The 25561-nt window shown below is 50.7% G+C and carries 23 protein-coding genes; 15 read left to right on the top strand and 8 right to left on the bottom strand.

The window, feature by feature from the left end; all coding sequences use genetic code 11:
• Positions 1-116: 116 nt before the first annotated feature.
• On the top strand, positions 117-680 hold the full coding sequence (locus tag OGV80_RS02985; protein WP_043015316.1) for a DJ-1/PfpI family protein: 564 nt from the start codon (positions 117-119) through the stop codon (positions 678-680).
• 48 nt (positions 681-728) lie between these two features.
• On the opposite strand, the gene OGV80_RS02980 is transcribed toward OGV80_RS02985, so the two are convergent.
• Together OGV80_RS02980 and OGV80_RS02975 are read right to left on the bottom strand one after the other, a co-directional pair.
• Positions 729-1475, bottom strand: coding sequence for an SAM-dependent methyltransferase (locus OGV80_RS02980; RefSeq protein ID WP_080625665.1), 747 nt, complete (start codon positions 1473-1475; stop codon positions 729-731).
• A 10-nt stretch (positions 1476-1485) separates the two neighbouring features.
• Complete coding sequence (locus tag OGV80_RS02975; protein WP_003021255.1) at positions 1486-1743, bottom strand: YjhX family toxin; 258 nt, start codon at positions 1741-1743, stop codon at positions 1486-1488.
• Between the two features lie 1312 nt (positions 1744-3055).
• Between OGV80_RS02975 and pepT the strand changes: the two genes are divergently transcribed.
• From pepT to foxA, 7 genes are all read left to right on the top strand, one after another.
• Entirely contained in the window at positions 3056-4312 is a 1257-nt protein-coding gene (gene pepT, locus OGV80_RS02970) for a peptidase T (RefSeq protein ID WP_047413179.1), read from the top strand.
• Positions 4309-5670 (top strand): C4-dicarboxylate transporter DcuC, encoded by a 1362-nt coding sequence (gene dcuC / locus OGV80_RS02965; RefSeq protein WP_043015319.1) that lies wholly within the window; start codon positions 4309-4311, stop codon positions 5668-5670. The genes pepT and dcuC overlap by 4 nt, the downstream gene beginning before the upstream one ends.
• A 297-nt stretch (positions 5671-5967) precedes the next feature.
• Positions 5968-6603, top strand: a complete 636-nt coding sequence (locus OGV80_RS02960; RefSeq protein ID WP_286513621.1) for a DUF2913 family protein — start codon at positions 5968-5970, stop codon at positions 6601-6603.
• 91 nt (positions 6604-6694) lie between these two features.
• A complete protein-coding gene (locus tag OGV80_RS02955; protein ID WP_100194010.1) occupies positions 6695-6940 on the top strand; it encodes a hypothetical protein in 246 nt (81 codons plus the stop codon).
• Between the two features lie 286 nt (positions 6941-7226).
• Complete coding sequence (locus OGV80_RS02950) at positions 7227-8786, top strand: methyl-accepting chemotaxis protein (protein WP_286513616.1); 1560 nt, start codon at positions 7227-7229, stop codon at positions 8784-8786.
• A gap of 197 nt (positions 8787-8983) precedes the next feature.
• Positions 8984-9967, top strand: coding sequence for a helix-turn-helix transcriptional regulator (locus tag OGV80_RS02945; protein ID WP_286513613.1), 984 nt, complete (start codon positions 8984-8986; stop codon positions 9965-9967).
• Between the two features lie 121 nt (positions 9968-10088).
• A complete protein-coding gene (foxA, locus tag OGV80_RS02940; RefSeq protein ID WP_087051671.1) occupies positions 10089-12197 on the top strand; it encodes a ferrioxamine B receptor FoxA in 2109 nt (702 codons plus the stop codon).
• Positions 12198-12296: 99 nt separating this feature from the next.
• On the opposite strand, the gene OGV80_RS02935 is transcribed toward foxA, so the two are convergent.
• The 4 genes from OGV80_RS02935 to OGV80_RS02920 form a co-directional block, all read right to left on the bottom strand.
• The gene (locus tag OGV80_RS02935) at positions 12297-12806 is read right to left on the bottom strand and encodes a hypothetical protein (protein WP_223306664.1); all 510 of its coding nucleotides are present in this window, start codon (positions 12804-12806) and stop codon (positions 12297-12299) included.
• Positions 12807-12989: 183 nt separating this feature from the next.
• Positions 12990-14087 carry a 4Fe-4S binding protein gene (locus tag OGV80_RS02930; protein ID WP_087053155.1) on the bottom strand — a complete coding sequence of 366 codons (1098 nt, stop codon included), beginning with the start codon at positions 14085-14087 and terminating at the stop codon, positions 12990-12992.
• A 219-nt stretch (positions 14088-14306) separates the two neighbouring features.
• Positions 14307-15695 (bottom strand): diguanylate cyclase, encoded by a 1389-nt coding sequence (locus tag OGV80_RS02925; RefSeq protein ID WP_286513608.1) that lies wholly within the window; start codon positions 15693-15695, stop codon positions 14307-14309.
• A gap of 79 nt (positions 15696-15774) precedes the next feature.
• The gene (locus tag OGV80_RS02920) at positions 15775-16407 is read right to left on the bottom strand and encodes a LysE family transporter (RefSeq protein WP_043015327.1); all 633 of its coding nucleotides are present in this window, start codon (positions 16405-16407) and stop codon (positions 15775-15777) included.
• 247 nt (positions 16408-16654) lie between these two features.
• Between OGV80_RS02920 and yahO the strand changes: the two genes are divergently transcribed.
• Entirely contained in the window at positions 16655-16930 is a 276-nt protein-coding gene (gene yahO / locus OGV80_RS02915) for a DUF1471 family periplasmic protein YahO (RefSeq protein ID WP_003830901.1), read from the top strand.
• 32 nt (positions 16931-16962) lie between these two features.
• On the opposite strand, the gene prpR is transcribed toward yahO, so the two are convergent.
• Positions 16963-18573: a propionate catabolism operon regulatory protein PrpR gene (prpR, locus tag OGV80_RS02910; protein ID WP_181230716.1), complete on the bottom strand. Its 1611-nt coding sequence runs from the start codon at positions 18571-18573 to the stop codon at positions 16963-16965.
• Positions 18574-18825: 252 nt separating this feature from the next.
• Here prpR and prpB point away from each other — a divergent pair, with 252 nt between their 5' ends.
• From prpB to prpE, 4 genes are all read left to right on the top strand, one after another.
• Entirely contained in the window at positions 18826-19707 is an 882-nt protein-coding gene (prpB, locus tag OGV80_RS02905; RefSeq protein ID WP_043015329.1) for a methylisocitrate lyase, read from the top strand.
• 124 nt (positions 19708-19831) lie between these two features.
• Positions 19832-21001, top strand: a complete 1170-nt coding sequence (prpC, locus tag OGV80_RS02900; protein ID WP_286513604.1) for a bifunctional 2-methylcitrate synthase/citrate synthase — start codon at positions 19832-19834, stop codon at positions 20999-21001.
• A gap of 39 nt (positions 21002-21040) precedes the next feature.
• A complete protein-coding gene (locus tag OGV80_RS02895) occupies positions 21041-22492 on the top strand; it encodes a bifunctional 2-methylcitrate dehydratase/aconitate hydratase (RefSeq protein ID WP_213732106.1) in 1452 nt (483 codons plus the stop codon).
• A 39-nt stretch (positions 22493-22531) separates the two neighbouring features.
• Positions 22532-24418 (top strand): propionate--CoA ligase, encoded by a 1887-nt coding sequence (gene prpE / locus OGV80_RS02890; protein WP_286513573.1) that lies wholly within the window; start codon positions 22532-22534, stop codon positions 24416-24418.
• A 44-nt stretch (positions 24419-24462) separates the two neighbouring features.
• On the opposite strand, the gene OGV80_RS02885 is transcribed toward prpE, so the two are convergent.
• Positions 24463-24735 (bottom strand): YceK/YidQ family lipoprotein, encoded by a 273-nt coding sequence (locus tag OGV80_RS02885; RefSeq protein ID WP_087051666.1) that lies wholly within the window; start codon positions 24733-24735, stop codon positions 24463-24465.
• 172 nt (positions 24736-24907) lie between these two features.
• Between OGV80_RS02885 and OGV80_RS02880 the strand changes: the two genes are divergently transcribed.
• Positions 24908-25141, top strand: a complete 234-nt coding sequence (locus OGV80_RS02880; protein WP_087053154.1) for a type II toxin-antitoxin system Phd/YefM family antitoxin — start codon at positions 24908-24910, stop codon at positions 25139-25141.
• Positions 25142-25172: 31 nt separating this feature from the next.
• Complete coding sequence (locus OGV80_RS02875) at positions 25173-25505, top strand: plasmid stabilization protein (protein ID WP_087053102.1); 333 nt, start codon at positions 25173-25175, stop codon at positions 25503-25505.
• Positions 25506-25561: the final 56 nt, after the last annotated feature.

The following is a 25561-nucleotide window of genomic DNA, read 5'->3' as shown; positions in this document are numbered from 1 at the left end:
TTTCTGACGTCGGTTACGGCGTGTTCTGTTGTATTTATTAATGCCGTGAAATGCGTGGGCTATAGTAAAGATGGCCGTTATTTCTCATCATTAATAATCGAGAGCGGGGGATGTGAATGAAGAAGATACTGATGCTGGTCGGAGATTATGTCGAAGATTATGAAACGATGGTGCCTTTTCAGGCACTGCAAATGCTGGGCCATCGTGTTGATGCTGTCTGTCCGGATAAAAGCCAGGGTGACTACGTTCAAACCGCTATTCATGATTTTGATGGGGCGCAGACCTACAGTGAAAAGCCCGGGCATCGTTTTACGTTGAATGCGAATTTTGCCGAGGCGCGGGCCGCAGATTACGACGCGCTGCTGATCCCTGGCGGACGTGCTCCGGAATATCTCCGATTGAATCCGGATGTCATCAAGCTGGTGCAAGATTTCAACGCAGCCGGTAAACCTATCGCCGCGGTTTGTCATGGGCCTCAGCTGTTAGCGGCGGCGGGGGTGTTAGAAAATCGGACCTGTAGCGCCTATCCGGCCTGTGCGCCAGAGGTTCGTCTGAGCGGTGGACATTACGCAGACATCGGTATTGACCAGGCCCACGTTGATGGCAATCTGATTACCGCGCCGGCATGGCCCGCGCATCCGCAATGGCTGGCTAAATTTGTTGAAGTATTAATGAAGTAAGCCATGAGAAAGTCGGTACAACCTGCCTGGCTATACCGACTTTACCTATTACCTCTGCATAAGTGCGAACACGCCCCAGCCAATGTATTCACGGGTGAATGCAACGTGGCGTGCTGGTGAACCTCTCAGTTGTTCTCTGACTTCCGGGGCAAAGTCATCGTTCGGATTTGCCTCCAGCCACCGGCGCATCGTTAACCATTTTGCCGCCTCGTATCTGTCCCAACCCTCCTGGTCAGCCAGTACCATTTCAACCACGTCATAACCGAGCTGGTCGAAAGACGAAACGAGTTCCGGCAGAGAGAGGAAATCAGTCACTGACGTCGCGCCGCAAGTCTGGGCAATCTCCTCCGTTGCGGGCATCTGACGCCAGTATGGTTCGCCGATGAGTATGATCCCGCCGGGTTTGAGACTTTGTTCCAGCTGTCTGACCGTTCCGGCAACGCCGCCTGCAATCCAGGTTGCGCCAACGCAGGCGGCAATATCGAATTTTTCTTCAGCGATATAACCTGTTGCATCGGCATGAATAAAACGCACGCGCTCAGTGACGCCCAATTCTTTGGCTCGTAGAGTGGCTTGCTCACTGAACAGCATGCTCATATCGAGACCTACGCCGGAAATATTATGATCGCGTGCCCAGGTGCACAACATCTCACCCGATCCGCTGCCAAGGTCCAGGATGCGGGTGCCTGAGGCCATTCGCAAAGCCTGACCTAACGTGGCGTATTTCTGCGCGGTGAACGGATTATGAATGCGATGTGCGCTTTCGCTGATTGTAAAAATCTTCGGGATATCCATTTCTCTCTCCTTAGCGATTATCCAGTTGGGCGCGAACGTTGTTCAGCCCGGTAGTATTGATACGGTAGGGCTGACCATTGACGGATTTGATCAGCTTTTTGGTTCTGAGCTTTTTGAATACGTCGAGTGTGCAGTCGCAGAGAAGCAATCCTTCGCGGCTATAGCATTCGACGGAAGTGACGCGGCCTGAGGCATCGCGGACGTGAGCAATACGACCACCTTTGGCGAGAACGTGTAAGGTACGTTGTTCCTGACGGGATAAATTCATACTGGAAAACCTGTTTAATCATCATGTGCAAAACGTGCAAACACACAGCGGTGTCCGCATTCGATTTCGGCGCATTGATAACCAGTCCGGCCTGAAAAGGTCGGGAAGCTGATTATCAGATGATTACATTCTCCAGCATCAAAGCCTCGGGTTGAGTTAGAAGGTATTTACCTGCTGAATCATACCAGCAAGGAACAGCAGGGGGAATCTCCCTGTGGAAGAAGTGTGATCAGTAACGAAAAAGTGTATTTTGCTTATTTAACGACTTTTTAATTCTTGTTATGTGAAAATGCGTTGATGTATCAATATAATTTAATATTTGAACATCGTAAATATCGTCATCGTTAGCCACGCAGCGTTGCTGTTTAATTATTATGACATCATTGATTAATGCGATTAAAGTTTTCTGTTGCTTGCTTTTTTGCTTTGATAAATACTTCTTGATTATAAAAGTGGTTTTAAATTAAATTTTTAATTTCATTGTTTTAAGAATTTTCTTAATGTTGCTAAGTGTGTATACTCGATCCTGCAAGAAGCTCTTCTGTTATCATTAAAACTATAAATATGTCCTTAACACCCGTATTACCTCTGCCCTGAATCTCTTCTCAGGGGAGAGGTTTTTTTTGTATGTGGATAAATTTGTTAAGCACTTTGAATAAAATATTAATATTGTTGTTGGAGCCTTTTTAATAATGTCTTGTGAGATCTTTGTTCAACGGGTTTTGTAATATTGAAATAGTACCACTATGAACATATTCCATTGTGAATAGTATGAATCCACCTTAATTTATAGGGGTATTATATGATTTCTCTTATAACTAACTGTTTTTCATGGTAATGAGAAAAGCGTGATTTTGAAGTAATTGTGATTTTGTTCACGGATTTTAGTGCGTTAACTGGCTATTTGTAGAGAAGTGCAAACGGTTGCATGTAGCTGTAACAGTATTCGTTCATTAAAAAAATATAGCGATGGTACGTCTTATACCGGTGCAGAATACAGGAATCTAAATGATTTCTATTATCTCTTAGGTATACGGATACTATTTATGACTTCTGTTAGCTCAACACCATGGGAAATAGCAGTAAAAACAGACAGGGAATATGATTTCATCAATCAGAAAGGAGTTTTTAATCACAGGTACAACCACTAGCCTTTTTATCTTCCTTTATATAAATCGTTGTCGTAGTGCCCATAAAATCAGCGTTCTGGGATGAACGCTGATTTTATTCGGTTCTCAGATTCATCAACCCGCGCTGCATGCTGGTCTTCTCTCGCAGTACCTCTTAAATGATACATTAAGGATCACCTGGAATGGATATTGTTGAACGCTTTATAAACTACACGAAAATCAATACCACGACATCAAGGGAAAACGGCGCTAATGGGATAATGCCTTCTTCCCCAGGTCAAATGGAACTGGCAAAACTGCTTGCAGCAGAACTTGAAGCATTAGGAATGGAAAACATTGAGGTCAGGGATACCGCTATTGTGACGGCAACCTTACCTGGCAATACCGATGACGCGATCCCGGTGGTCTCCTTTTTTGGTCATCTGGATACCAGTGCGGAACAGACCGCAGACACCAAAGCACAGCGTCTGCATTATCGCGGGGGGGATTTATGCCTGAACAAAGAGCTGAATATTTACCTGCGCGAAAGTGAATTTCCAGAACTGAAAAATTATATCGGTGATGACCTGTTGGTAACGGATGGAACCAGTCTGTTAGGAGCAGACGATAAAGCCGCCATCGCCGCAATTATGAATGCCCTGGAGTATCTGATTACGCATCCGGAGATTAAACATGGGCCGGTGAAAGTCGGTTTTGTCCCGGACGAGGAACAGGGCCTGCGTGGCGCAAAAGCGTTTGATGTTGCGGCGTTTGGTGCTGATTTTGGCTATACCCTGGACTGCTGCGGTATCGGTGAGTTTGTTTACGAAAACTGGAATGCAGGTGATGCGGAAATCATCTTTACCGGGCAGTCCGCACACCCGATGTCGGCCAAAGGTAAGCTCAAGAACTCACTGCTGATGGCGCATAAGTTTATTGCGATGCTACCAGGGGGAGAAGCGCCTGAGTATACGGAAGGGCGCGAAGGTTATTACTGGGTAAAACAGCTACAGGGTAACAGCGCCCGTACGGTCCTTAAGCTGGATATCCGCGACTTCAGTGAAGAAGGTTATAAAGCGCGAATGGCGTTTATCCGTCAGCTTGCCGTAAGCACCTGTGCGCTGTGGGGAGAAAACAGCGTGGTCTGTCATTTAGCCGATCGCTATCAGAATGTGTTTAATAGCCTGCAGGGTGATGCGCGCTATCCGATTGATATTGCATTACGCGCTTATCAGAAATGTGGCATTACCCCAGCCCCTGTCGCTATGCGTGGCGGGTATGATGGCGCGGTTCTGTCGCAAAAAGGATTGCCGTGCCCAAATATTTTTACCGGTGCTCATAACTTCCATTCAATTTATGAGTATCTGCCGGTGCGTTCCTTACGGGCTGCCAGCGATGTCGTGGTGGCGGTCATTGAGGAAACGTATACTGAGTTCTCGCAGCGGAGAGCTCAGCCATGATTCAGGTATTAATCGCGCTTCTGGTTATCGTGATGGTGGCGCGTCTGATTCTGAAAGGTTATCGCGCTGAACCTGTGCTATTTATTGCGGGCTTAGTTCTGATGATTTGCACCGCGTTAACCGGATGGGGGACGGTATTACCGAAGGGCGTTGCCAGTACGGGGATTTCCTTCCTTGATCCTTTCGAGGTGATGCGCGATCTCTTCAGCACCCGTGCCGCCGATCTCGGCCTGATGATCATGGCGTTAATGGGATTTGCGCATTACATGGACCACATCGGGGCAAATGAAGCGGTCGTGCGCGTCGTCACGAAACCCTTACGGACGCTGCGTTCACCCTATGTGCTGCTCTTTTTCTCCTACCTGCTCGCCAGCCTCCTGCAGTTGGCCATTCCTTCAGCAACCGGGCTTGCCGTATTGCTGATGGGGACGATGTTCCCCATTATGCTGGGATTAGGGCTTTCTGCGGCTTCGGCTGCCGGGGTTATTGCCACTTCGCTTGGCGTGGCTTACACCCCGACGGCAATCGATGCTATCCGGGGCTCTAAAGCGGTCAATATGGATGTGGTGGAATATGTTGTCTACCACCAGGGACCCGCCGCGCTGGCAACGGTTCTGGTCGTCGGCGTTTGCCATTTTTTTTGGCAGCGACATTGTGACCGTAAAGCGGGGACGTTACCACGGGAAATCGGTAGCGCTGAGGTGACTGACTCAGGAAAAGCTCCGGCATTTTACGCGCTGCTTCCGATGCTACCAATTCTGATGGCAGTGGGATCATCCGAGATGTTCGTCAGCGGTATTAACCTGAATATTATCACCATTGTCCTCATTTCAATGGCAATCTGTATGCTGATCGAGTGGCTGCGGGTGCGTGATTTAAAGTCGGTATGCGAAGGATTCAGCCATTTCCTTAAGGGAATGGGCACTGCGTTTACTGGCGTGGTTGGACTGTTGGTGGCGGCGGGGGTTTTTGCTCATGGCATTAAGGTTATCGGTGCTATCGACCAACTTATACTGATGGCTGAACACGTGGGGTTACCACCGTTTGCCATGGCGGTGGTATTTGCGTTGGTGACGCTGGCCGCGGCAATCATTATGGGCTCGGGAAATGCGCCATTCCTCGCCTTTGTTGAGCTCATCCCGCAAATCGCCGCCAGCATGGGGGCTAATGCTGTTGCCATGATCCTGCCGATGCAGCAGGCATCGCATATGGGACGGGCAATTTCACCGGTATCCGGCGTGGTGATTGCCGTTTCCAGCGGAGCCAAAATAACCCCATTTGATGTGGTGAAAAGGACCGCCGTGCCGTTGATCGTAGGTTTTGTTACTCATACTCTGATCATCGGTATTTTCTATTAACAATTGCAGGCACAGGCAAACCTCCGATTCATTGAACTGGAGGTTTTCTGGTTTGATATGTTGTTGCATTGATTGCTGGTGATTATTATTAGCTTTCAGCTTTATTGAGTTGTTCTTATTATTTGCGGTCAACCTTTCAACTATTAATGATTAATAAAGATAATGTGTTTCAGGTCTCTTATTTTACATTGAGATAAATTAATCTGGATCATATTTTGAGGTTTTTAGTTGTAGTAGTTTTTTAAATGGAATGATGCAAGGTCGACATGAAATAATGATTTATTTGGGCAGGTTTCAGTGGTAAAAGATTCAGGAAAAGTTAGTACGTTACGACACCATTATCAGGATGACCTGGAAGCGTTTACCTGGAGTGCATTAGTTGCAATCGGTATCGCAACACAGGATCGTAAGATTAACTCTAAAATGTCAGAACATCTTTTTATTATGCATTGGCTGACCATCGCTAAAAAAAGAAAACTCTTTTCAAGGAGTATCGTCAATGAGCTTCAGTGGTTAATTGATGAAGGAAATAAAAAAAGCCTCAATGCACAGCTTAAATTTAAAATAGAATACCTGTACTCGACTTCGAGTGGTGATGTAACAATGCAAAACGATTATTTTAAGTTTACTCATACGATCGAGGTATTGAGAAATAATGGCTGGGAAAGCTTTTTGCTTACGCCGGAGAAATGGCGAGATCTGCATGAAAAAATTAAGGTAAGAGACGGTAATTTTATTTTTATGGATGACACCAGACTCCAGGAGTGCTTTGGCATTCAGGGAGAGATTGTTAACCCCTTCTGTATCCGGGTGTATGGTGATGTTGAGTTTGCAAAGTTAACTTTCATCAAACATAACCTCGCAGTTGAATTTGTAAAGCACATATCGAATGAGTTTTACCACTTCCATTTTCTTCAGGTAAGTAATGCTTAACTGACGAACTGAGCAGAGTGCTGATAATTCGAACAATGTATTGATCTACATATCAATGTATCGGATATAAACCACGCGCCAAGGATAGCGAATGTTTACGCGAAAGTTAGCGATCGGCAGCGAATGGATTAGGTTGTCTGATATTTCAGACAACGTATCCATTTCTTTTCGGGGCGTTCTCGAGATAGCGGAAAGCACAGGTATGCCAGATGGCAGTACGCCTTTATTACGCTTAGAAAATGAAATGGCGCCAATCACCGTTGATTCGTTGTCCTGGGTGCGGGTTCCGGGCGATAGACAGGCAGAGGTTACCGTCTATATTCGCTGCCTGGTTTAAGTCAGATAACGCCAACTCAGCTATTCTCAATGGCTTGTTGGCGTTCAATTTGCGTATCATTTTATTATCCATAAATAATATTAATGTGGGTTTGTTCTGGTTTTATTTATCCCTGCTTGAGATATACGCAGCTGGCCGCAGTGTGTAGGTTCGTGCATCTAATTTATGACGAGAAAGCCAGCGAGAATACGTTCTGATAATTAACCATTTTACAGGTTAAGGTATTTCTTTGCGGGTCGATAACAATTAGGTCGTGGATGAACTTTATTGTTATGGAGATGTTCAAATGTTAAAGGGTATGAGGATTAAAACCAGTCTGTTATTATTGCTGTTGTTATTCACTTTTATGCAGTTTTTTTCTAATGGATTTGAGCTCATCGATCTCAAAGAAAACCAAAAAAGTACACTTTTACTGCATAATGTCATTAAGGAACAGGATGCATTGCATCAGGTTGCTGAGGCTGTTTATAAAATAAGAGGGGGACTTGATAATATTCAGCTGCATAATGTGTCTGATACCCAACAAACATTGAGCCAGGCGCAAGAGGAGATTGGTAAAGCCAGAAAACAGTTCAATAATTTCTGGGACATACCAGGTTTAACCGCTGATGATCCGCAGATCGGTAAAGCTATCAGGGCTGCCTTTGAGCAACAAATGAATGCGGCACAAAAACATGTTGATAAATTAAATGAGATGATTTCTACCGGCAGTATTGTAAATACACAAGTAACTATCGAGCCTGAACTGCTTGCTATTCGCAAAAACTTTGATAGCCAGGTGGAGAATTATTACAAATCAACACTGTTGGTCGGTGAAAAGATCGTAGAACAGACCCACGTTCAGTTTAATAAGTCAGTACTGAAGGTATCTGTGATCCTGATGGTAACAGTACTTATCTTTTTTATCTGCAATATCTGGATGAACCGGACAATCATTCGGCCATTAAATACCGTGTCTGAGCATTTTTCACGGATTGGCAAAGGCGATCTGAGTCATCCGGTTAAGGTATCGGGTAATAATGAGATAGGTCTGTTGTGTTTGAATTTACAAAATATGCAGAACGGTCTGCGTGAGACGGTCAGCACCATTCGCGATGGCGTCGGATCGATTAATACGGGTATGCAGGAAATTGCTTCCGGTAATTCAGACTTATCGACCAGAACGGAGCAGCAGGCGGCGGCAGTGGTGGAAACAGCGGCCAGCATGGAACAGATTTCGGTAACGACAAGAAATAACTCCGATAAGTCCCACCAGGCATCTGCCATGACCAGTGAAAGCACAGAAATGGCCCTGCGCGGCGAGCGTTTGATGAGTGAGATGGTCGAGAAAATTCATCTGATCAGCATCAATGCGCAAAGCGTAAACGAAATATCACATGTTATTGATAGTATTGCGTTTCAGACCAATATCCTGGCGTTAAACGCCGCGGTAGAAGCAGCACGCGCAGGTGAATCCGGGCGTGGGTTTGCCGTTGTAGCCAGTGAAGTCAGAACCCTTGCCCAGCGTAGCGCCGCCTCGGCGAAAGAGATCAGTGAACTGGTAGCCAAAGCGGCAATCAGCGTCAAAGAAGGCGTTGAGATAGCTGAAAATAGTGGGGTCATGATGGCGGATCTCGCCAAAGCGATACGCAACATCAACGTATTAATGGAAGATATCTCCGGCGCATCAGGAGAACAAAGCCGTGGTATTGAACAGATCCGGGTCGCGGTAACGCAGATGGAGCAAGTGACTCAACAGAACGCATCGTTGGTTGAGGAGATTGCCGCCACGACAGGCAGTGTGGAAGAGCAGTCGGCCATGCTGTCCGAGGCGGTGGCTGTGTTTCAGGTGGAAGAAAAATCGTAGCATAGTGTTCAGGGCGTTAACCCGGCGCTGCTCATCTCATCAGTGGGTTATTCCGCCTGATGAGATGGCGGGTTGGCGAGAGACTGCGTTATTATTCAATTGATAATAGTTCTCATTATTATTGTCGTGTTGTTCAGGGAATGGTAATGTTGCTTCAGTGATAAATCGTTAATCCCATTTCCTGTGCAGAAGACAGCATGAAGAACACCACCGCCCTGAATGCCTCCAGACGCGTTGCTCGCACCTTCTCCGTCAGCGAGTTTATGGATTTTGGTGAACGCTACGGGATTGATTACCGTTTTCCCCTGTTGGCGCAAAAGCCGGATTTACCGTCCTGCAGCCCCGTTCTGCAAGGTGAGGTGGAGGAGATGACGCTCCCCTGCGGAATGTGCGTGACGCACTCCGACGTACAGGTATTGCAACCTTACGAAACAACCTCCCGCCACAGCAGCCCTCTCTATATGCTGGTAGTCATGGAAGGTTGCGTGATTCTGACGCTCAACGGGCAGGAGCATATGGTGCGTTCCGGGATGGCGTTTAGCTCACGCCTGAGCGAGCACCAGACGATGCGTGCCCGCCATCATGCCGACTGCAAACTGCGAACCTTATCGCTTGGTCTGTATCCCGACGGCGCGTGGCGCACGGGGTTGCTTGAATCATTGATGCGTGAGTGGGAAAGATGCCAGACACCGACGCTTATATGGCAGGTACCGGGGTTTTTACTCAGCGGACTGCAGTACGCGCAGCAGAGCACGATTAGCCATGTTTCTCGTCAGTTGATGCTGGAAGGGCTGATATTACAACTGTTCGGCCATGGCCTTAGCGTGTGTCAGGTTGAGAGCGGCAAACGCCTTGCGGCCAGCGGTGAGCAACAGCGGCTGGAGGTCGTTCGCCGTCTGCTGGAGCAGAGTCCCGAAAATGACTACACCCTTAATGAACTGGCCCAACGCGCGGCGATGAGTCCCAGCAGCCTGCGCAGTAAGTTTCGCACAGCCTATGGCTGTTCGGTATTCGACTACCTGCGCGATTGCCGTCTGGAACGTGCGCGCGGCTATCTACTGGAAGGATACAGCGTACAACAGGCGGCCTGGATGTCGGGTTATCAGCACGCCACCAACTTTTCTACCGCTTTTCGTCGCCGTTACGGCTTTTCGCCGGGCGATTTGCTCAAACCTTGCTAATCCATATTTGCGTTTTACGCACGTGATTTCCTGACAATTTGGCACTGCGCATAGGCAACCTGGCATCCGGCATAGCTATCTCCGTCAGCAAAAAGGTAATAATTCTCACTTACAATTAGACATGCCTTTGGAGATATTCATGTTCGCGAAGACTCGCTTGGCGCTGCTGGTGGGATGGGTTACCGGCAGCGTGGCTTTTCCTCTGCTGGCGCAGGAAACAACAAAAAACGATACGGTGGTTGTCACCTCACAGATGCAGAGCGGGGCCACGAAGCTTGCCACGCCGGATATTGAAACGCCGCAGTCGGTATCGATCGTTACCCGTGAACAATTTGAAGAGCAGGGCGCAACCAGCGTGCGCCAGGCCGTCAGCTATACGCCTGGGGTGTACAGCAATCAGATTGGCGCTTCCAATCGCTTTGACTACATCGTGCTGCGCGGCTTTTCTGACGGCAGCCTGGACAACGTCTATCTCGATGGTCTGAAGATGATGGGCGACACCAACTCTCACAGCTCGCTGGTGGTCGATCCGTGGTTCCTCGAAGATATCGAAGTGGTGCGCGGCCCGGCTTCCGTACTGTATGGCCGCTCCTCTCCGGGCGGTATTGTGGCGCTGACCTCACGTAAGCCATCGTTTGATGCGGGTGGAGAAGTAAAGCTGTTTGCCGGCAACAATAACCAACGCGGCGCGGCGTTTGACGTCACCGGGGCGCTGGATGATAACGATCGCGTGGCGGCGCGACTGAGCGGAATGACGCGTTACGCGGACTCGCAGTTTGGTCCATTGAAGGAAGAACGTTATGCGCTGATGCCCAGCCTGACCTGGCGCATCACCGACCAGACGCGTCTGGATCTGATGGCCTATCTGCACCGTGATCCGGAAGGCGGTAGCCATTCTGGTCTGCCGTATGACGGCACCGTGGTTCCGCATTACGGACAAAAGATCTCCAACACCTTTTACGAAGGCGAGGATGATTACGATAAATACGATCGCCGTGAAAACATGGTGGGCTACAACATTGAGCACCTGTTTGATAACGGCTGGTCGGTGCGGCAAAAGCTGCGCTACCTGCATACCGACGTGGAGCTGAACCAGGTCTATGCGGCGGGCTGGCTGAATGAAACCGAACTTAATCGCGGCTACTCCGGCTCCGATGAAAAAATGTCGGCGATTACGTTGGATAACCAGCTCGACGGCAGCTTTGATACCTGGCAGGTTAACCACCGTCTGCTGGTGGGGATCGACTATCAGGATCGCAGCAATAATACCACTGGCTACTACGGCGCGTTCCCGCCGATTAATGCCTTTAATCCGGTGTACGGCGCGAAGCCTGATTACATCGACATGTATGCGCGCGAAAAGCACAAGCTGCGTCAGACGGGGTACTATTTACAGGATCAGATGTCATGGGATCGCTGGCGTATTACGCTTGGCGGTCGCTACGATCAGGTCAGCGTCTCTAACATTGATAAGATCAACGATACCCGCAGCGATCTGGATAAAAACAACTTCAGTACCCGCGCCGCGCTGCTCTATTTATTCGATAACGGCTTTGCGCCGTACGTGAGTTATTCCACTGCCTTTACGCCAACCAGCTTTGCCGATGAGAACGGTAATCTGCTGGATCCGATGAAAGGCAAGCAGTGGGAAGCCGGGCTGAAATATGAGCCGGAAGGGCTCAACAGCCAGTTCAGCGCATCGGTATTCCGTATCAATCAGACGAATATCGCCACCAAAGAAGAGCCGACCGATCCGTACCGCTCGATTGGGGAAATTGAATCTGAAGGGGTGGAACTGGAGGCAATTAGCCAACTGACGGATAGCTTCCGTTTGCAGGCGGCGTATACCTATACCGACATTCGCTATAAGAAAAGCAGCCCGGAAGAGCAGGGTAAGCGCGCAGTGTATGCCCCGCGTAACCAGGCCAGTACCTGGCTGAGCTACGATGTGAAAAGCGGCCCGCTGGACGGCCTGACGTTGGGCTCAGGCGTACGTTATGTGAATGGTATTGCCAGCGATCGCCTGAATACTCACACTCTGCCGTCCTACACGCTGGTGGATATGGCAATTGGCTACGACTTAACGAATATCGGCATTAAAGGATTGAGCGCACAGTTGAACGTCAACAACCTGACCGACAAGCGCTACGTTGCGGCCTGTAACTCGCTCTCGTACTGCTACTTCGGCGCCGAGCGCAGCATTGTTGGTAGCGTTTCGTGGAAGTTCTGATGCTTTAGCCGGATGCGGCGCTGGCGCCTTATCCGGCCTCCGGCAGTGCGCAAAATGTATGCCTGATAAGCGCAGCGCATCAGGCATAGTGGATTGCGGCTATTTTGTAAAACCGTTTTGCATACAAATTTGCGCGCTGGTTCTCAGCGTAAAGGCGACCTTGTCCGGGTACTGACTGTAGTAGTTATGCTCTTCTTCCAGCCCTTTGGCCTGCGCCAGGCGTACCGTTTCCAGCGAGCAGGTACGGTAGACCAGGTCTTTATTCATATTGGTCTGCTTTTCGCGCTGTTTATCTGCAGACAGCGCCAGCCAGCTTTCGGACAGCGAGTAATCGTAGACCACCCGATTTCCTTTCGCCTGCACGTTCTCAATGGTAATGAATTCGTCGATTTTCAGCCTTGGCTGCCCACGCATTTTTTTCTTGTCTTCTGCGGCGGCGTATTGGGCCAGCGCATTAATATCCATGCTGGCTATTTTCTGCTTATAAATATCGACATAGGCGGCGGGTTGCTGATAATGCTGAGCGTAGGCGTTTCTTAATTCTCCGTCGCTCATCGTACAGCCCGCCAGAAATAAAGGTAATAGCAGTGCCAGTTTTATTTTAGTCATGATGTTATCCCGTTCATTATTGTGGTCCCAGTCGCCCATAACAGAATAGAGAAATGATTACGGGTGATAGTTAAGGTTGTATAAACGAGGACACGATGACACAAGTTCAATAGTCTTAAAATGATGTAACAGGCGGGAAACCCTGCCAGAATTGGCAGGGTTTTTGAACAGACTGATAAAGAATTAATGGCCGATCATGTTTGCTTTCGGGATCAGCTGGAAATACATGTGATCGGGTACCGGTGTATCCCAGACATTGGCATATACAGCGTAACCAATAGTGGCAAACAGAATTCCCAGCACCAGTATTGTCATAGCAACACCCGACAGCGCCGTCTGGCGCCATAATGGTTTACCACCGTTGCCTTGCGCACCTGGCGGTGTCTGCAGGGAAAAGCTCAGCGTTGAGGCTACCGGGCAGGATTCAACGCAGGTCATGCAGCCAGTGCATTCCACGGTTCGCACCTGAATCAGTCTGTCTACCGGGATATTCGACGGGCAGTTTTTCGCGCATTTCCCGCAGTCGATGCAACTGTCGGCATTGCGGCGGATTTTAAACGGTGAGAGCAGCGAGAAAAGCCCAAGCAACGCGCCGTAAGGGCACAGATAACGACACCAGGCGTTGCGAATAAACAGACTCAGAATGCTGATAACCACCACGGAGATAAGCGTGGCGGAGCCAATATGGCGAAAGAAATCCAGCATCTTGACATCGATAATGATGCCATAGGCTGAGGTCAGAAAATATTGGATCCCCTGGGCGGGCATCGACAGGGCGATATACAAGAAGAAGCTCAGCAGCAAATACTTCAGGCTGAGCAGCGGGATATCCAGCCAGCGCGGCAACGTGAAGTTGCGACCGAATAATTTTTTGCCCAAATTGCCGAGCTGTTCGGAAAGCGTGCCCACCGGACATAACCACGAACAGAAGGCTTTTTTTAACAACAGGCTGATCAGGATAAACGCAACTAACAGCAGCATGGAGGCGGCATGGATGGGCGGAAGAAAACCGGTCTCCAGCGTATAGCGGATATTCATTAAGCCCGCTATCGGTAGCCATCCCTCAATACCGCCGGGCCTTGGTACATAGACGCTGGTACCGGCGGTTTCGAAATAGCGGACCCAATACCAGAACGTCACGCCAATATAAATATTGATAGCCAGCAGGAGAAATTGGGTGGCTTTTCGCCAACTGCTGGCATTGCGCCAGTCATTCCAGGGCAGTTTGCCTCCGGTCGTGCCTGGGCGGCGCTGCCAGCGCGTTCTCTTCTTCCCGTTCATGATTTTATACTGTCCCTCATATTTCCCCTTCTGCATTCAGAAGGCGTCATCACCGGGATATGCTAGCGCTATTCAGATTTGGTGTATTTGATTTGCATCTTATTACGCGGCTGTTATTTTTATCATGCGAAAATACCTGAATAATAATAACAGCCTGATATTTATCACAGGTCAGATAAATACCCTGAACGGGGTATTTATTTCTCTGCAGAGCAATGGTTATTCCTGATAAACCTCAACGCGGTCACGACCATTACTTTTTGCCTGATAAAGTGCGCGATCGGCTTTATCAACCAGTTGTTTGTAGTCGGGATGATAGTCATATTCGGCAATAGCGATACTGACGGTAATGGAAAACGTTTCTGTCGCAGAGGCGGCCATGCGCATCCCGGCAATTTTCATACGCAGCGTTTCCAGAATAATACTGGCCTGCGATTCATCTGACTCGACGAGCAGAATCATAAATTCTTCACCACCGTAGCGGAACACGTAATCGCTGCTACGGATATGATCATAAATAACCGCCGCGACGCTTTTGAGCGTCAGATCACCGGTATTATGTCCGAAGTTATCGTTAATTTGCTTGAAGTAGTCGATATCCAGCATTGCCAGGCTAAAAGGCTTACGCGCATGTAACGCCAGCGAGATTTCGCGTCGCATGATGGTCGGAATAAAGCGGCGGTTAAGCAACTGGGTCAGCGAATCTTTACCATTTTCCTGCTTAACCAGCGCCTCAAACATTGAGGCGAGCAGGAAATGGATTTTTGCTGAGAGCTGGCGAACATCCTGTAATAAGCTCATCCGTTCGGGCTCTGTCGGTTGATGCTGAGGTGACAGGGTGGTCGTCAGACGAGTGTCGATCTCTGCAATCAGTGATTCCATTTCGTTGAGCAAATTGCTGTTGCCAAGAATATGTTTTCCCTTATGCGAGAACCACATACCAAAATCAGAGTTCGCCAGAAATACCATTTCACCGAAAGGCATTGCGGTGGCAATGTTATAGATAAACTGGTTTTCCCAGTCAGTAAACGAACGGATTTGCCGCTCACGCTCGACGTTAACGTCATCGTAAATAGTCTGCAGACGATACTGCTCCTGAGTATGCAGCGAGTTTTGATGGCTTGGGGAATAGGAGACTGTCATGGCCTCCAGTGCGGTATCCATTGCCAGACTGCTGAAACAGATAGCATCGCTCAGCAGAGAGGACGAATAGTCCGCTTTGGTTTTCAACACCCGATACAGCTCATCTTTGAGCTTACGCGCGCCGCGGTTCACCAGATCGATGGGCAGACCGATGCGGGCATGCACCACGCCAATTTTGCGTTGTTTGGCCAGCAGTTGCGAGAGATCTTCATGCGCGCTGCCAAGGACGCTGCGCAGCCAGTCAAACATGCTGCCGCTGAGGCGGGTACTGACCTGTTCTGTATTGAGGAATAATGCGCTCTGGGCGTGGGAGAGCATATAGTCATAAAAAACGGTCACTAAATGGCGGATCTCTTCATCGCTTAACGATGTCAGGAGCGTGTGAACTTCAGGCGATGTTTGTCGTATCAGCGCCTGCCATTCTGTAAGGAGTAATGTGTCGTTTACCGGTTCAACCTGTTCCATCTCACTGCCACTCAACGTGCGATTAAAAATTCAGGCGGTATTACGGACAATTACCTCACGATGGTCAAGTTAAACTCTCTTATCGATGGCTAATACCTTCATAAATAAGCCTGAGCGCGAAGACACCGATAATGGCGCCAATCACCCGGCTGGCAACCCGCTGGATTCGGCCATAAGCACGACGCACGGCGGGCAATGAAAACGCCTGACTGAGAAAAATACGCCAGATAACGGAAGACAATATTATGCCTGCCCAGGCCATCAACCTGGCCCACGTTGGCGTGTCAGCGCTTAAGGTGACCGAGAAGATACTAATAAAAAACAGCACGGTTTGCGGATTAGATAAATCCGTTAATAATCCACGGCGGAAAAACACATACCACGGGGCGGAAAGCGGCTGTTGTAACGTTGCCATTTGCGGCGTAGCCTGATGCCGGATGCTGTTCCAGGCGAACCACAGCAGATAGGCGCCGCCGACAATCTTAATCAACGAAAAGATCTCTTCACACTGGGTGATAAGCGTCGCCATACCAAAGAGCCCGAGGCCGGAGTAAAACGCATCGCCTAAGGCCACGCCCAGACCGGTCATGACGCCTGCGCGTCGTCCTGACGCCAGGCTGGTTTGCACCACCACAAACAGATTCGCGCCGGGATTAAAAAAAGTTAAAACAAACAGGCTGACGGTGAGTATGACGGCGTGCAGAGGTTCCATAGACAACGTATCCATTAGTGAGGGCGGAAGCAGGGTCAGCTAACACTATAATTTTAGTATCCACGTCATTCTGCGTATTCACTCACACTGCGCGTTTTGCGTATTTAACGATTAGCAAAATATCTTTATATTTCCGCCTGCTCTGGATCTTTTTATCAGCCTGAACTACTTATTAATCATCCTTGACTCGCGTGTCGAATGTTCAGGGGGCGATGATGGCATATATAACAAAACCTGGAGCTTTTATATGAAAACTGGATATAAAGTACTTATTGGTGCGTTAGCTTTAGTTTTTTCCAACGCCTATGCTGCGGAATTTATGACAAAACTTGAGTTTGAAAAGGTTGAGTCGCAGTACACAAAAATCGGTGATATTTCAACGAGTAATGAAGTTTCTGTTGCAGATGCTAAAGAAGAGCTGCTGAAGAAAGCTGAAGAGAAAGGCGCTGATGTGGTGGTATTAACCTCCGGCCAAACGGATAACAAAATCCATGGCACAGCGAATATTTACAAGAAAAAATAACACGCTGCTGTAAAAAATACGCCACCCGTCGGTCATTGTACTGGCGGGTTTTCTTTTAATCTGCGCCAGAACGTGGTTCTGCTAATTCCGAGATAGCGTGCAGCCGCGGTTTTATCACCATTGAATTGTGCCAGCACCTGCTGCGGCGTCAACGATGTGGATAGCTGTGGGGAGTCAGCAGCAACGACCAGTTCCGGTAACAACTGCTGCAGGAATTGTACATTCAGCTCAGGCTGCGGCTCGACGCTTAAAAACAGCGCCAGACGCTCCATCATATTACGCAGTTCGCGGATATTTCCCGGCCAGCCATAATTGAGCAACGTCGGTTGACTCAGTCCCAGCCCCTTACGCACGGGTTCAGAAAACGGCACATCCAGCTCCGCCAGCGACTGTTTTAAAAAGCCTTCCGCCAGCGGCAGGATGTCGGGCAACCGCTCGCGTAGCGGCGGCAGCTTAAGGCGTAAAATGCTCAGGCGATAAAACAGATCGGTACGAAACTCTCCCTGCTTCATCTCCTGCTCCAGATTACAGTGAGTGGCGCTAATCACACGTACATCGACCGGAATCGGCTGATGTCCACCGACCCGGGTAACTTCTTTTTCTTCCAGCACGCGCAGTAGTCGGGTTTGTAACGGCAGCGGCATCTCGCCTATTTCATCAAGAAACAGCGTTCCGCCGTGGGCGATTTCAAACAGGCCCGCACGTCCTCCCCGACGGGAGCCGGTAAAAGCGCCATCTTCATAGCCAAACAGTTCAGCTTCCAGCAATGATTCAGTGATTGCCCCGCAGTTGACAGCAACAAACGGCGGCGAGGGCTTCCCGCGGCGATTGTCCTGACGGGTGAAAAACTCACGGTGAATGGCCTGCGCCGCCAGCTCTTTGCCCGTGCCGGTTTCGCCCTGAATCAGCACCGGCGCACGCGAACGGGCGTAGAGCATAATGGTGTGCCGCACCTGTTCCATTTGCGCAGAGTGACCGCGCATATCCCCCAGCGCATAGCGGGTGCGTAGCGTATCGCCAGAGGCGTACTGACCATTTCTGCGCAGCGTCAGCCGGGTCATATCCAGCGCATCGACAAAAGCCTGGCGCACGGTAGCTGCTGAATAGATAAAAATACCGGTCATGCCTGCTTCTTCCGCCAGGTCGGTGATCAACCCCGCGCCGACCACTGCCTGCGTGCCGCTGGCCTTCAGCTCGTTGATTTGCCCACGGGCATCTTCTTCGGTGATATAGCTGCGCTGTTCAAGCTGCAAATTGAAGGTCTTTTGAAAGGCGAGAAGCGCAGGGATGGTTTCCTGATAGGTAATGACGCCAATCGACGAGGTGAGCTTTCCCGCTTTTGCCAGCGCCTGTAGCACGTCAAACCCGCTGGGTTTAATCAGGATCACCGGAATCGATAAACGGCTTTTCAGATATGCTCCGTTGGAGCCCGCGGCAATGATGGCATCACAGCGCTCGGTGGCCAACTTCTTGCGGATATACGTCACCGCCTTTTCGAAACCAAGCTGAATAGGGGTGATGGTCGCCAGATGGTCGAACTCGAGGCTGATGTCGCGAAACAGTTCGAACAGACGCGTGACCGAAACCGTCCAGATAACCGGTTTGTCATCGTTCACCCGTGGCGGAAGATGCGTATCAGCCATAACCAACCCAAAAAGTAAGGAACCGAGTATTAGGGTTTAGTTGTGTTTCATAAATGTTGCAATGAAACGTGAAGGAACGTTTCTTGAAACGATAGCTGACACGCTTTTGTGCAACACAGAGACAATGATTGACCTTAACATATTGTTTTTAAATTAAAATTCATAAATTAATTAAAAATTAAGGTCTTTGGCATACCCCTTGCTTTAAGTAAATCAACGAATGCTAACAAGTTGATAACAAGAGGACGGGATATGTCTCTACACTCCCCAGGGCTGGCGTTTCGCGCCGCGCTCAGCAAAGAAAATCCATTACAAATCGTAGGCACCATCAACGCCAATCACGCTCTGCTGGCCCAACGCGCCGGATATCAGGCCATTTACCTCTCTGGCGGCGGCGTCGCGGCGGGCTCTTTGGGTTTGCCGGATCTCGGTATTTCTACCCTTGATGACGTGTTGACCGATATTCGTCGCATTACTGACGTTTGCCCGCTGCCGCTGCTGGTGGATGCAGATATCGGTTTTGGATCGTCAGCGTTCAACGTGGCGCGAACCGTGAAGTCGATTGCCAAAGCCGGTGCCGCCGCGCTGCATATTGAAGATCAGATCGGCGCCAAGCGTTGCGGTCATCGCCCGAACAAAGCGATCGTCTCGAAAGAAGAGATGGTCGACAGGATCCGCGCCGCCGTGGATGCGCGTACCGATCCCAACTTTGTCATCATGGCGCGAACCGATGCGTTGGCGGTGGAAGGGTTAGAGGCGGCTATCGATCGTGCCCAGGCATACGTTGAAGCGGGTGCGGACATGCTGTTCCCGGAAGCCATTACCGAACTTGCGATGTACCGCCAGTTTGCCGATGCGGTACAGGTGCCGATCCTCGCCAATATTACCGAATTTGGCGCTACGCCGCTGTTCACCACCGATGAACTGCGCAGCGCGAACGTCGCGATGGCGCTGTATCCGTTGTCAGCCTTCCGCGCCATGAACCGCGCGGCGGAAAAGGTTTATAACGTGCTGCGCCAGGAAGGAACGCAAAAGAGCGTTATCGACATTATGCAGACGCGCAACGAACTCTACGAAAGCATCAATTACTACCAGTTCGAAGAGAAACTCGACGCGCTGTACACAAAAAAGTAGCCACGTAGGCCTGATAAGGCGAAGCCGCCATCAGGCAATGCCGGATGGCACTGCGTTTATCCGGCCTGCGTAGCTACTCGCACACCCTCAGCACCCTACATATTATAAAAATGACGAGGACAACATGAGCGACACAACGATCCTGCAAAACAGTACCCATGTCATTAAACCTAAAAAATCGGTTGCGCTGTCAGGCGTCACCGCCGGAAATACCGCGCTGTGCACCGTAGGAAAAAGCGGTAACGACCTGCACTATCGCGGCTACGATATTCTCGACCTGGCGCAGCAGTGCGAATTTGAAGAAGTTGCGCACCTGCTGATCCACGGAAAATTGCCTACCCGCGATGAACTCAACGCCTACAAGATTAAATTAAAAGCGCTGCGTGGATTGCCCGCTAACGTGCGTACCGTGCTGGAAGCGCTACCTGCCGCCTCGCATCCGATGGACGTGATGCGCACCGGCGTCTCCGCGCTGGGCTGTACGCTGCCGGAAAAAGAGGGGCATACCGTTTCCGGCGCACGCGATATTGCCGACAAGCTGCTGGCGTCGCTCAGTTCAATCCTTCTGTACTGGTATCACTACAGCCATAACGGCGAGCGCATTCAGCCGGAAACCGACGATGATTCCATCGGCGGCCACTTTCTGCACCTGCTGCATGGCGAAAAGCCGTCGCAAAGTTGGGAAAAGGCGATGCATATTTCGCTGGTGCTGTATGCCGAGCATGAATTTAACGCTTCCACTTTTACCGGTCGCGTGATTGCAGGGACTGGCTCCGATATGTATTCCGCCATTATCGGCGCGATTGGCGCATTGCGCGGGCCGAAACACGGCGGAGCGAATGAAGTGTCGCTGGAGATCCAGCAGCGCTACGAAACGCCGGACGAAGCTGAAGCGGATATCCGTAAACGCGTTGAAAACAAAGAGGTGGTGATTGGCTTTGGCCACCCGGTTTACACCATCGCCGACCCGCGTCATCAGGTGATTAAACGCGTGGCGAAACAGCTTTCACAGGAAGGCGGTTCACTGAAAATGTACAACATCGCCGACCGCCTGGAAGAGGTGATGTGGGAAACGAAAAAGATGTTCCCGAACCTCGACTGGTTCTCGGCGGTTTCCTACAACATGATGGGCGTCCCCACTGAAATGTTCACTCCGCTGTTTGTCATCGCCCGCGTCACTGGCTGGGCGGCGCACATCATCGAACAGCGCCAGGACAACAAAATTATCCGTCCTTCCGCCAACTATACCGGCCCGGAAGATCGCGAATTTATCGCGATTGAAGAACGTTGCTAATACCAAACCTCGAAAGATAAAAAACAGGAAATGTACCCTATGTCTGCACATATTTCGAACGTCCGCCCGGAATTTGACCGTGAAATCGTTGATATCGTTGATTACGTCATGAACTACGAAATCACCTCGAAGGTGGCGTATGACACCGCGCATTATTGCCTGCTGGATACCCTTGGCTGCGGCCTGGAAGCGCTGGAATATCCGGCCTGTAAAAAACTGCTGGGGCCGGTCGTCCCCGGGACTGTGGTGCCGAACGGCGTGCGCGTTCCGGGCACCCAGTTCCAGCTTGACCCGGTGCAGGCGGCGTTTAATATCGGCGCGATGATTCGTTGGCTGGACTTTAATGACACCTGGCTGGCCGCGGAATGGGGCCATCCTTCCGATAACCTCGGCGGTATTCTGGCTACGGCTGACTGGCTGTCGCGCAATGCGGTGGCGGTGGGGAAAGCGCCGTTAACCATGAAAAAAGTGCTCACCGGAATGATTAAAGCCCATGAAATTCAGGGCTGTATCGCGCTGGAAAACTCTTTTAACCGCGTAGGTCTCGATCACGTCCTGTTGGTCAAAGTGGCCTCGACGGCGGTGGTTGCCGAGATGCTTGGCCTGAGCCGGGATGAAATTCTTAACGCCGTGTCGCTGGCATGGGTCGACGGCCAGGCGCTGCGTACCTATCGTCATGCGCCAAATACCGGCACGCGTAAATCCTGGGCGGCAGGCGATGCCACTTCGCGCGCGGTACGTCTGGCGCTGATGGCGAAAACCGGTGAGATGGGGTACCCGTCCGCACTGACGGCGAAAACCTGGGGCTTTTATGACGTCTCTTTTAAAGGTGAGTCGTTCCGCTTCCAGCGCCCGTACGGTTCTTACGTAATGGAAAACGTGTTGTTTAAAATCTCTTTCCCGGCCGAGTTCCACTCGCAGACTGCGGTAGAAGCGGCAATGACGCTGTACGAGCAACTGCAGGCCGCAGGTAAAACGGCGGCGGATATCGAAAAAGTGACCATTCGTACGCACGAAGCCTGTATCCGCATCATCGATAAAAAAGGTCCGCTCGATAACCCCGCGGATCGTGACCACTGTATCCAGTATATGGTCGCTGTTCCGCTGCTGTTCGGGCGTTTAACGGCGGCAGATTATGAAGACGGCGTGGCGCAGGACAAACGCATTGATGCCCTGCGCGAGAAGATCAACTGCTTTGAAGATCCGGCCTTTACTGCCGATTATCACGACCCGGAAAAACGCGCCATCGCCAACGCCATCACCCTGGAATTCACCGACGGTTCACGTTTTGAAGAAGTGGTAGTGGAATACCCAATCGGCCACGCGCGCCGTCGTAACGACGGCATGCCGAAGCTGGTCGAGAAGTTCAAAATCAACCTGGCGCGTCAGTTTCCGACCCGTCAGCAGCAGCGCATCCTGGATGTCTCCCTGGACAGAACTCGCCTGGAGCAGATGCCGGTCAATGAGTATATGGATTTATTTGTTATCTGAAACCCGACTCATCAGGCGTAAGTTCAACAGGAGAGCATTATGTCTTATAGCGAGTTTTATCAACGTTCGATTACGCAGCCGGAGTCGTTCTGGGCCGAGCAGGCCCAGCGTATTGACTGGCAGCAGCCGTATACACAGGTACTGGATCACAGCAACCCGCCGTTTGCCCGCTGGTTTTGCGGCGGCACGACCAATCTGTGCCATAACGCCATCGATCGCTGGCTGGACAAACAGCCCGAGGCGCTGGCGCTGATTGCGGTGTCATCAGAAACCGAAGAAGAACGCACGTTTACCTTTCGTCAGCTGTATGACGAAGTGAACGTCGCGGCGGCGATACTGATGTCGCTGGGCGTACAGCGCGGCGATCGGGTACTGGTTTATATGCCGATGATCGCCGAGGCGCACATTACGCTGCTGGCCTGCGCGCGCATTGGGGCGATCCATTCGGTGGTGTTCGGTGGTTTCGCCTCGCACAGCGTGGCGGCGCGCATCGACGACGCCCGACCGGTGGTTATTGTTTCGGCGGATGCCGGGGCGCGCGGCGGCAAGATCCTGCCGTATAAAAAGCTGCTCGATGATGCGATCGATCAGGCGCAGCACCAGCCGCGTCATGTGGTATTGGTCGATCGCGGTCTGGCGAAAATGGCGCGGGTCGAGGGGCGTGACCTTGACTTTGCCGCCCTTCGCCAACAGCATCTCGGGGCGCGGGTGCCAGTTGTCTGGCTGGAATCAAACGAAACGTCCTGCATTCTCTACACCTCCGGGACAACCGGCAAACCGAAAGGCGTCCAGCGCGACGTTGGCGGCTATGCGGTCGCCCTGGCGACCTCGATGGACACCATTTTCGGCGGTAAAGCAGGCGGCGTGTTCTTCTGCGCGTCGGACATCGGCTGGGTGGTTGGACATTCCTATATCGTGTACGCCCCGCTGTTGGCGGGGATGGCGACGGTGGTTTACGAAGGGCTGCCAACGTATCCGGATTGCGGGGTGTGGTGGAAAATTGTTGAGAAGTATCAGGTCAGCCGGATGTTCTCGGCCCCGACCGCCATTCGCGTACTGAAGAAATTCCCGACCGCGCAAATCCGTAATCACGATCTTTCCTCGCTGGAAGTGCTGTATCTGGCGGGTGAGCCGCTGGATGAACCGACCGCCAGTTGGGTCACGGAAACGCTGGGCGTCCCGGTTATCGACAACTACTGGCAGACCGAATCCGGCTGGCCGATTATGGCGATCGCCCGCGGGCTGGACGACAGACCGTCGCGGTTGGGCAGTCCTGGCGTGCCGATGTATGGCTATAACGTGCAGTTGCTCAATGAGGTGACCGGTGAACCTTGCGCGGCGAACGAGAAGGGGATGCTGGTGATTGAAGGGCCACTGCCGCCGGGCTGTATTCAGACCATCTGGGGGGATGACGCGCGGTTTGTGAATACCTACTGGTCACTTTTTTCCCGCCAGGTATACGCCACCTTTGACTGGGGGATTCGTGACGCGGACGGCTATTACTTTATTCTTGGTCGGACAGATGACGTCATCAACGTGGCCGGGCACCGGCTGGGGACGCGCGAGATAGAGGAGAGTATTTCCAGCTATCCAAACGTCGCCGAAGTGGCGGTCGTCGGCGTGAAGGACGCGCTGAAAGGGCAGGTAGCGGTCGCGTTTGTCATTCCGAAACAGAGCGACAGCCTGGAAGACCGCGACATTGCTCATTCGGAAGAGAAGGCGATTATGGCGCTGGTGGACAGTCAGATTGGTAACTTTGGCCGTCCGGCGCACGTCTGGTTTGTATCGCAACTGCCGAAAACACGCTCCGGCAAAATGCTCAGACGAACGATTCAGGCGATCTGCGAAGGCCGCGATCCTGGCGATCTGACGACCATTGACGATCCCGCGTCTTTACAGCAAATCCGTCAGGCGATCGAGGAGTAGCGTCGTGTTATGCCCGGTGGCGCAATGCTTACCGGGCCTGCGTTTTAATCCGCTTTCTTATACGGTCCGTGATAGTAATCAAACGGTGCATAAAGCGTATCGGCCACGAACGATAACGGCACATCAACAAATAACAGTGCTAAATCGAAATAGTTATAATCGTAAGCGCCCGGGTTTTTTAGTTTATCAATATCATGGTGCATACCCACGTAATACGTATCTGAATCCTCACCTGCCGTGCGTGCATCAATGCTGCCGCATCCTGAAAGTAATACGCTGATAAAGAGCGCCATTACCGCAACCGTCTTTTTGCTCATGCTATGACCTGGCTTCTCGCCCCGTTTTATCATAACGGTAAAAAAGCGGCTGGTTGTCTTAGGAACTTAAGCCCAATGATGGGGGCAAGTAGGCTGCGGCGAATGCTGTTCTTGTTGGTGGTCTGAATATGGTCTATATTTAAACCGAGATATGTCCAACGACGGCCAGACAATGAAAGTAGAAACTATCAGCTTCATTAAAAAAAATGCGGCGACGCTCGAACTCTCGGAACCTATCCTGGTGACACAGAATGGCGTACCGGCATATGTTATTGAGTCTTATGAACAACAGCAGGAGCGGGAGAATGCGATCGCACTGCTGAAATTGCTTACCCTGTCGGAAAAAGACAAAGCTGAGGGACGTGTATTCACCAAAGATCAACTGCTGGATGGCATTACTGATTGAGGGGGAAACTCTTCATTGAAAAGGGTCTTAAATGGAACACAAGATTACTTTTGAGTACACACTGACGGTAAAGCTCTGCATTGACGATATTGTGATTCATCTTCGTCGGGCGCAGGTCGATCCGCGCCCGGTTGTCGCAGATATCCTGACACATTTTGAGCGTACAGTCGGGCAGTTTCCGCTTGGATGTCAGATTTGCCCGGAATTGCTCAAGATAGGATGCGCAAAATATCGCGAGTTTAATCATGCCGGAGGCTATCGGGTGCTCTATACCTTTGAGGGCGCGGTAGCGACGGCTCATGCAATTCTGGCCTATCGACAAGACATCCAACAGTTGTTGTTCAAACGGCTGATTATGGTGTGAGGATTGCACATCGTAGGCCGGATAAACCACGTGAGTGGTGCATCCGGCATGACGGT

The sequence above is a fragment of the Citrobacter sp. Ce119 genome, from assembly GCF_030334525.1.
Lineage (GTDB): Bacteria > Pseudomonadota > Gammaproteobacteria > Enterobacterales > Enterobacteriaceae > Citrobacter > Citrobacter europaeus.
This window is presented reverse-complemented; position numbering and strand designations above follow the sequence as displayed.

Coding starts and splice junctions, on each gene's coding strand:
- prpE (WP_286513573.1), top strand. CDS start 22,532: ATGTCTTATAGCGAGTTTTATCAACGTTCGATTACGCAGCCGGAGTCG.
- OGV80_RS02920 (WP_043015327.1), bottom strand. CDS start 16,407: ATGGAACCTCTGCACGCCGTCATACTCACCGTCAGCCTGTTTGTTTTA.
- pepT (WP_047413179.1), top strand. CDS start 3,056: ATGGATATTGTTGAACGCTTTATAAACTACACGAAAATCAATACCACG.
- OGV80_RS02880 (WP_087053154.1), top strand. CDS start 24,908: ATGAAAGTAGAAACTATCAGCTTCATTAAAAAAAATGCGGCGACGCTC.
- prpC (WP_286513604.1), top strand. CDS start 19,832: ATGAGCGACACAACGATCCTGCAAAACAGTACCCATGTCATTAAACCT.
- OGV80_RS02930 (WP_087053155.1), bottom strand. CDS start 14,087: ATGAACGGGAAGAAGAGAACGCGCTGGCAGCGCCGCCCAGGCACGACC.
- OGV80_RS02985 (WP_043015316.1), top strand. CDS start 117: ATGAAGAAGATACTGATGCTGGTCGGAGATTATGTCGAAGATTATGAA.
- OGV80_RS02935 (WP_223306664.1), bottom strand. CDS start 12,806: ATGACTAAAATAAAACTGGCACTGCTATTACCTTTATTTCTGGCGGGC.
- prpB (WP_043015329.1), top strand. CDS start 18,826: ATGTCTCTACACTCCCCAGGGCTGGCGTTTCGCGCCGCGCTCAGCAAA.
- OGV80_RS02980 (WP_080625665.1), bottom strand. CDS start 1,475: ATGGATATCCCGAAGATTTTTACAATCAGCGAAAGCGCACATCGCATT.
- OGV80_RS02925 (WP_286513608.1), bottom strand. CDS start 15,695: ATGGAACAGGTTGAACCGGTAAACGACACATTACTCCTTACAGAATGG.
- OGV80_RS02895 (WP_213732106.1), top strand. CDS start 21,041: ATGTCTGCACATATTTCGAACGTCCGCCCGGAATTTGACCGTGAAATC.
- OGV80_RS02885 (WP_087051666.1), bottom strand. CDS start 24,735: ATGAGCAAAAAGACGGTTGCGGTAATGGCGCTCTTTATCAGCGTATTA.
- prpR (WP_181230716.1), bottom strand. CDS start 18,573: ATGGCTGATACGCATCTTCCGCCACGGGTGAACGATGACAAACCGGTT.
- foxA (WP_087051671.1), top strand. CDS start 10,089: ATGCCTTTGGAGATATTCATGTTCGCGAAGACTCGCTTGGCGCTGCTG.
- OGV80_RS02955 (WP_100194010.1), top strand. CDS start 6,695: ATGTTTACGCGAAAGTTAGCGATCGGCAGCGAATGGATTAGGTTGTCT.
- yahO (WP_003830901.1), top strand. CDS start 16,655: ATGAAAACTGGATATAAAGTACTTATTGGTGCGTTAGCTTTAGTTTTT.
- OGV80_RS02945 (WP_286513613.1), top strand. CDS start 8,984: ATGAAGAACACCACCGCCCTGAATGCCTCCAGACGCGTTGCTCGCACC.
- OGV80_RS02975 (WP_003021255.1), bottom strand. CDS start 1,743: ATGAATTTATCCCGTCAGGAACAACGTACCTTACACGTTCTCGCCAAA.
- dcuC (WP_043015319.1), top strand. CDS start 4,309: ATGATTCAGGTATTAATCGCGCTTCTGGTTATCGTGATGGTGGCGCGT.
- OGV80_RS02950 (WP_286513616.1), top strand. CDS start 7,227: ATGTTAAAGGGTATGAGGATTAAAACCAGTCTGTTATTATTGCTGTTG.
- OGV80_RS02875 (WP_087053102.1), top strand. CDS start 25,173: ATGGAACACAAGATTACTTTTGAGTACACACTGACGGTAAAGCTCTGC.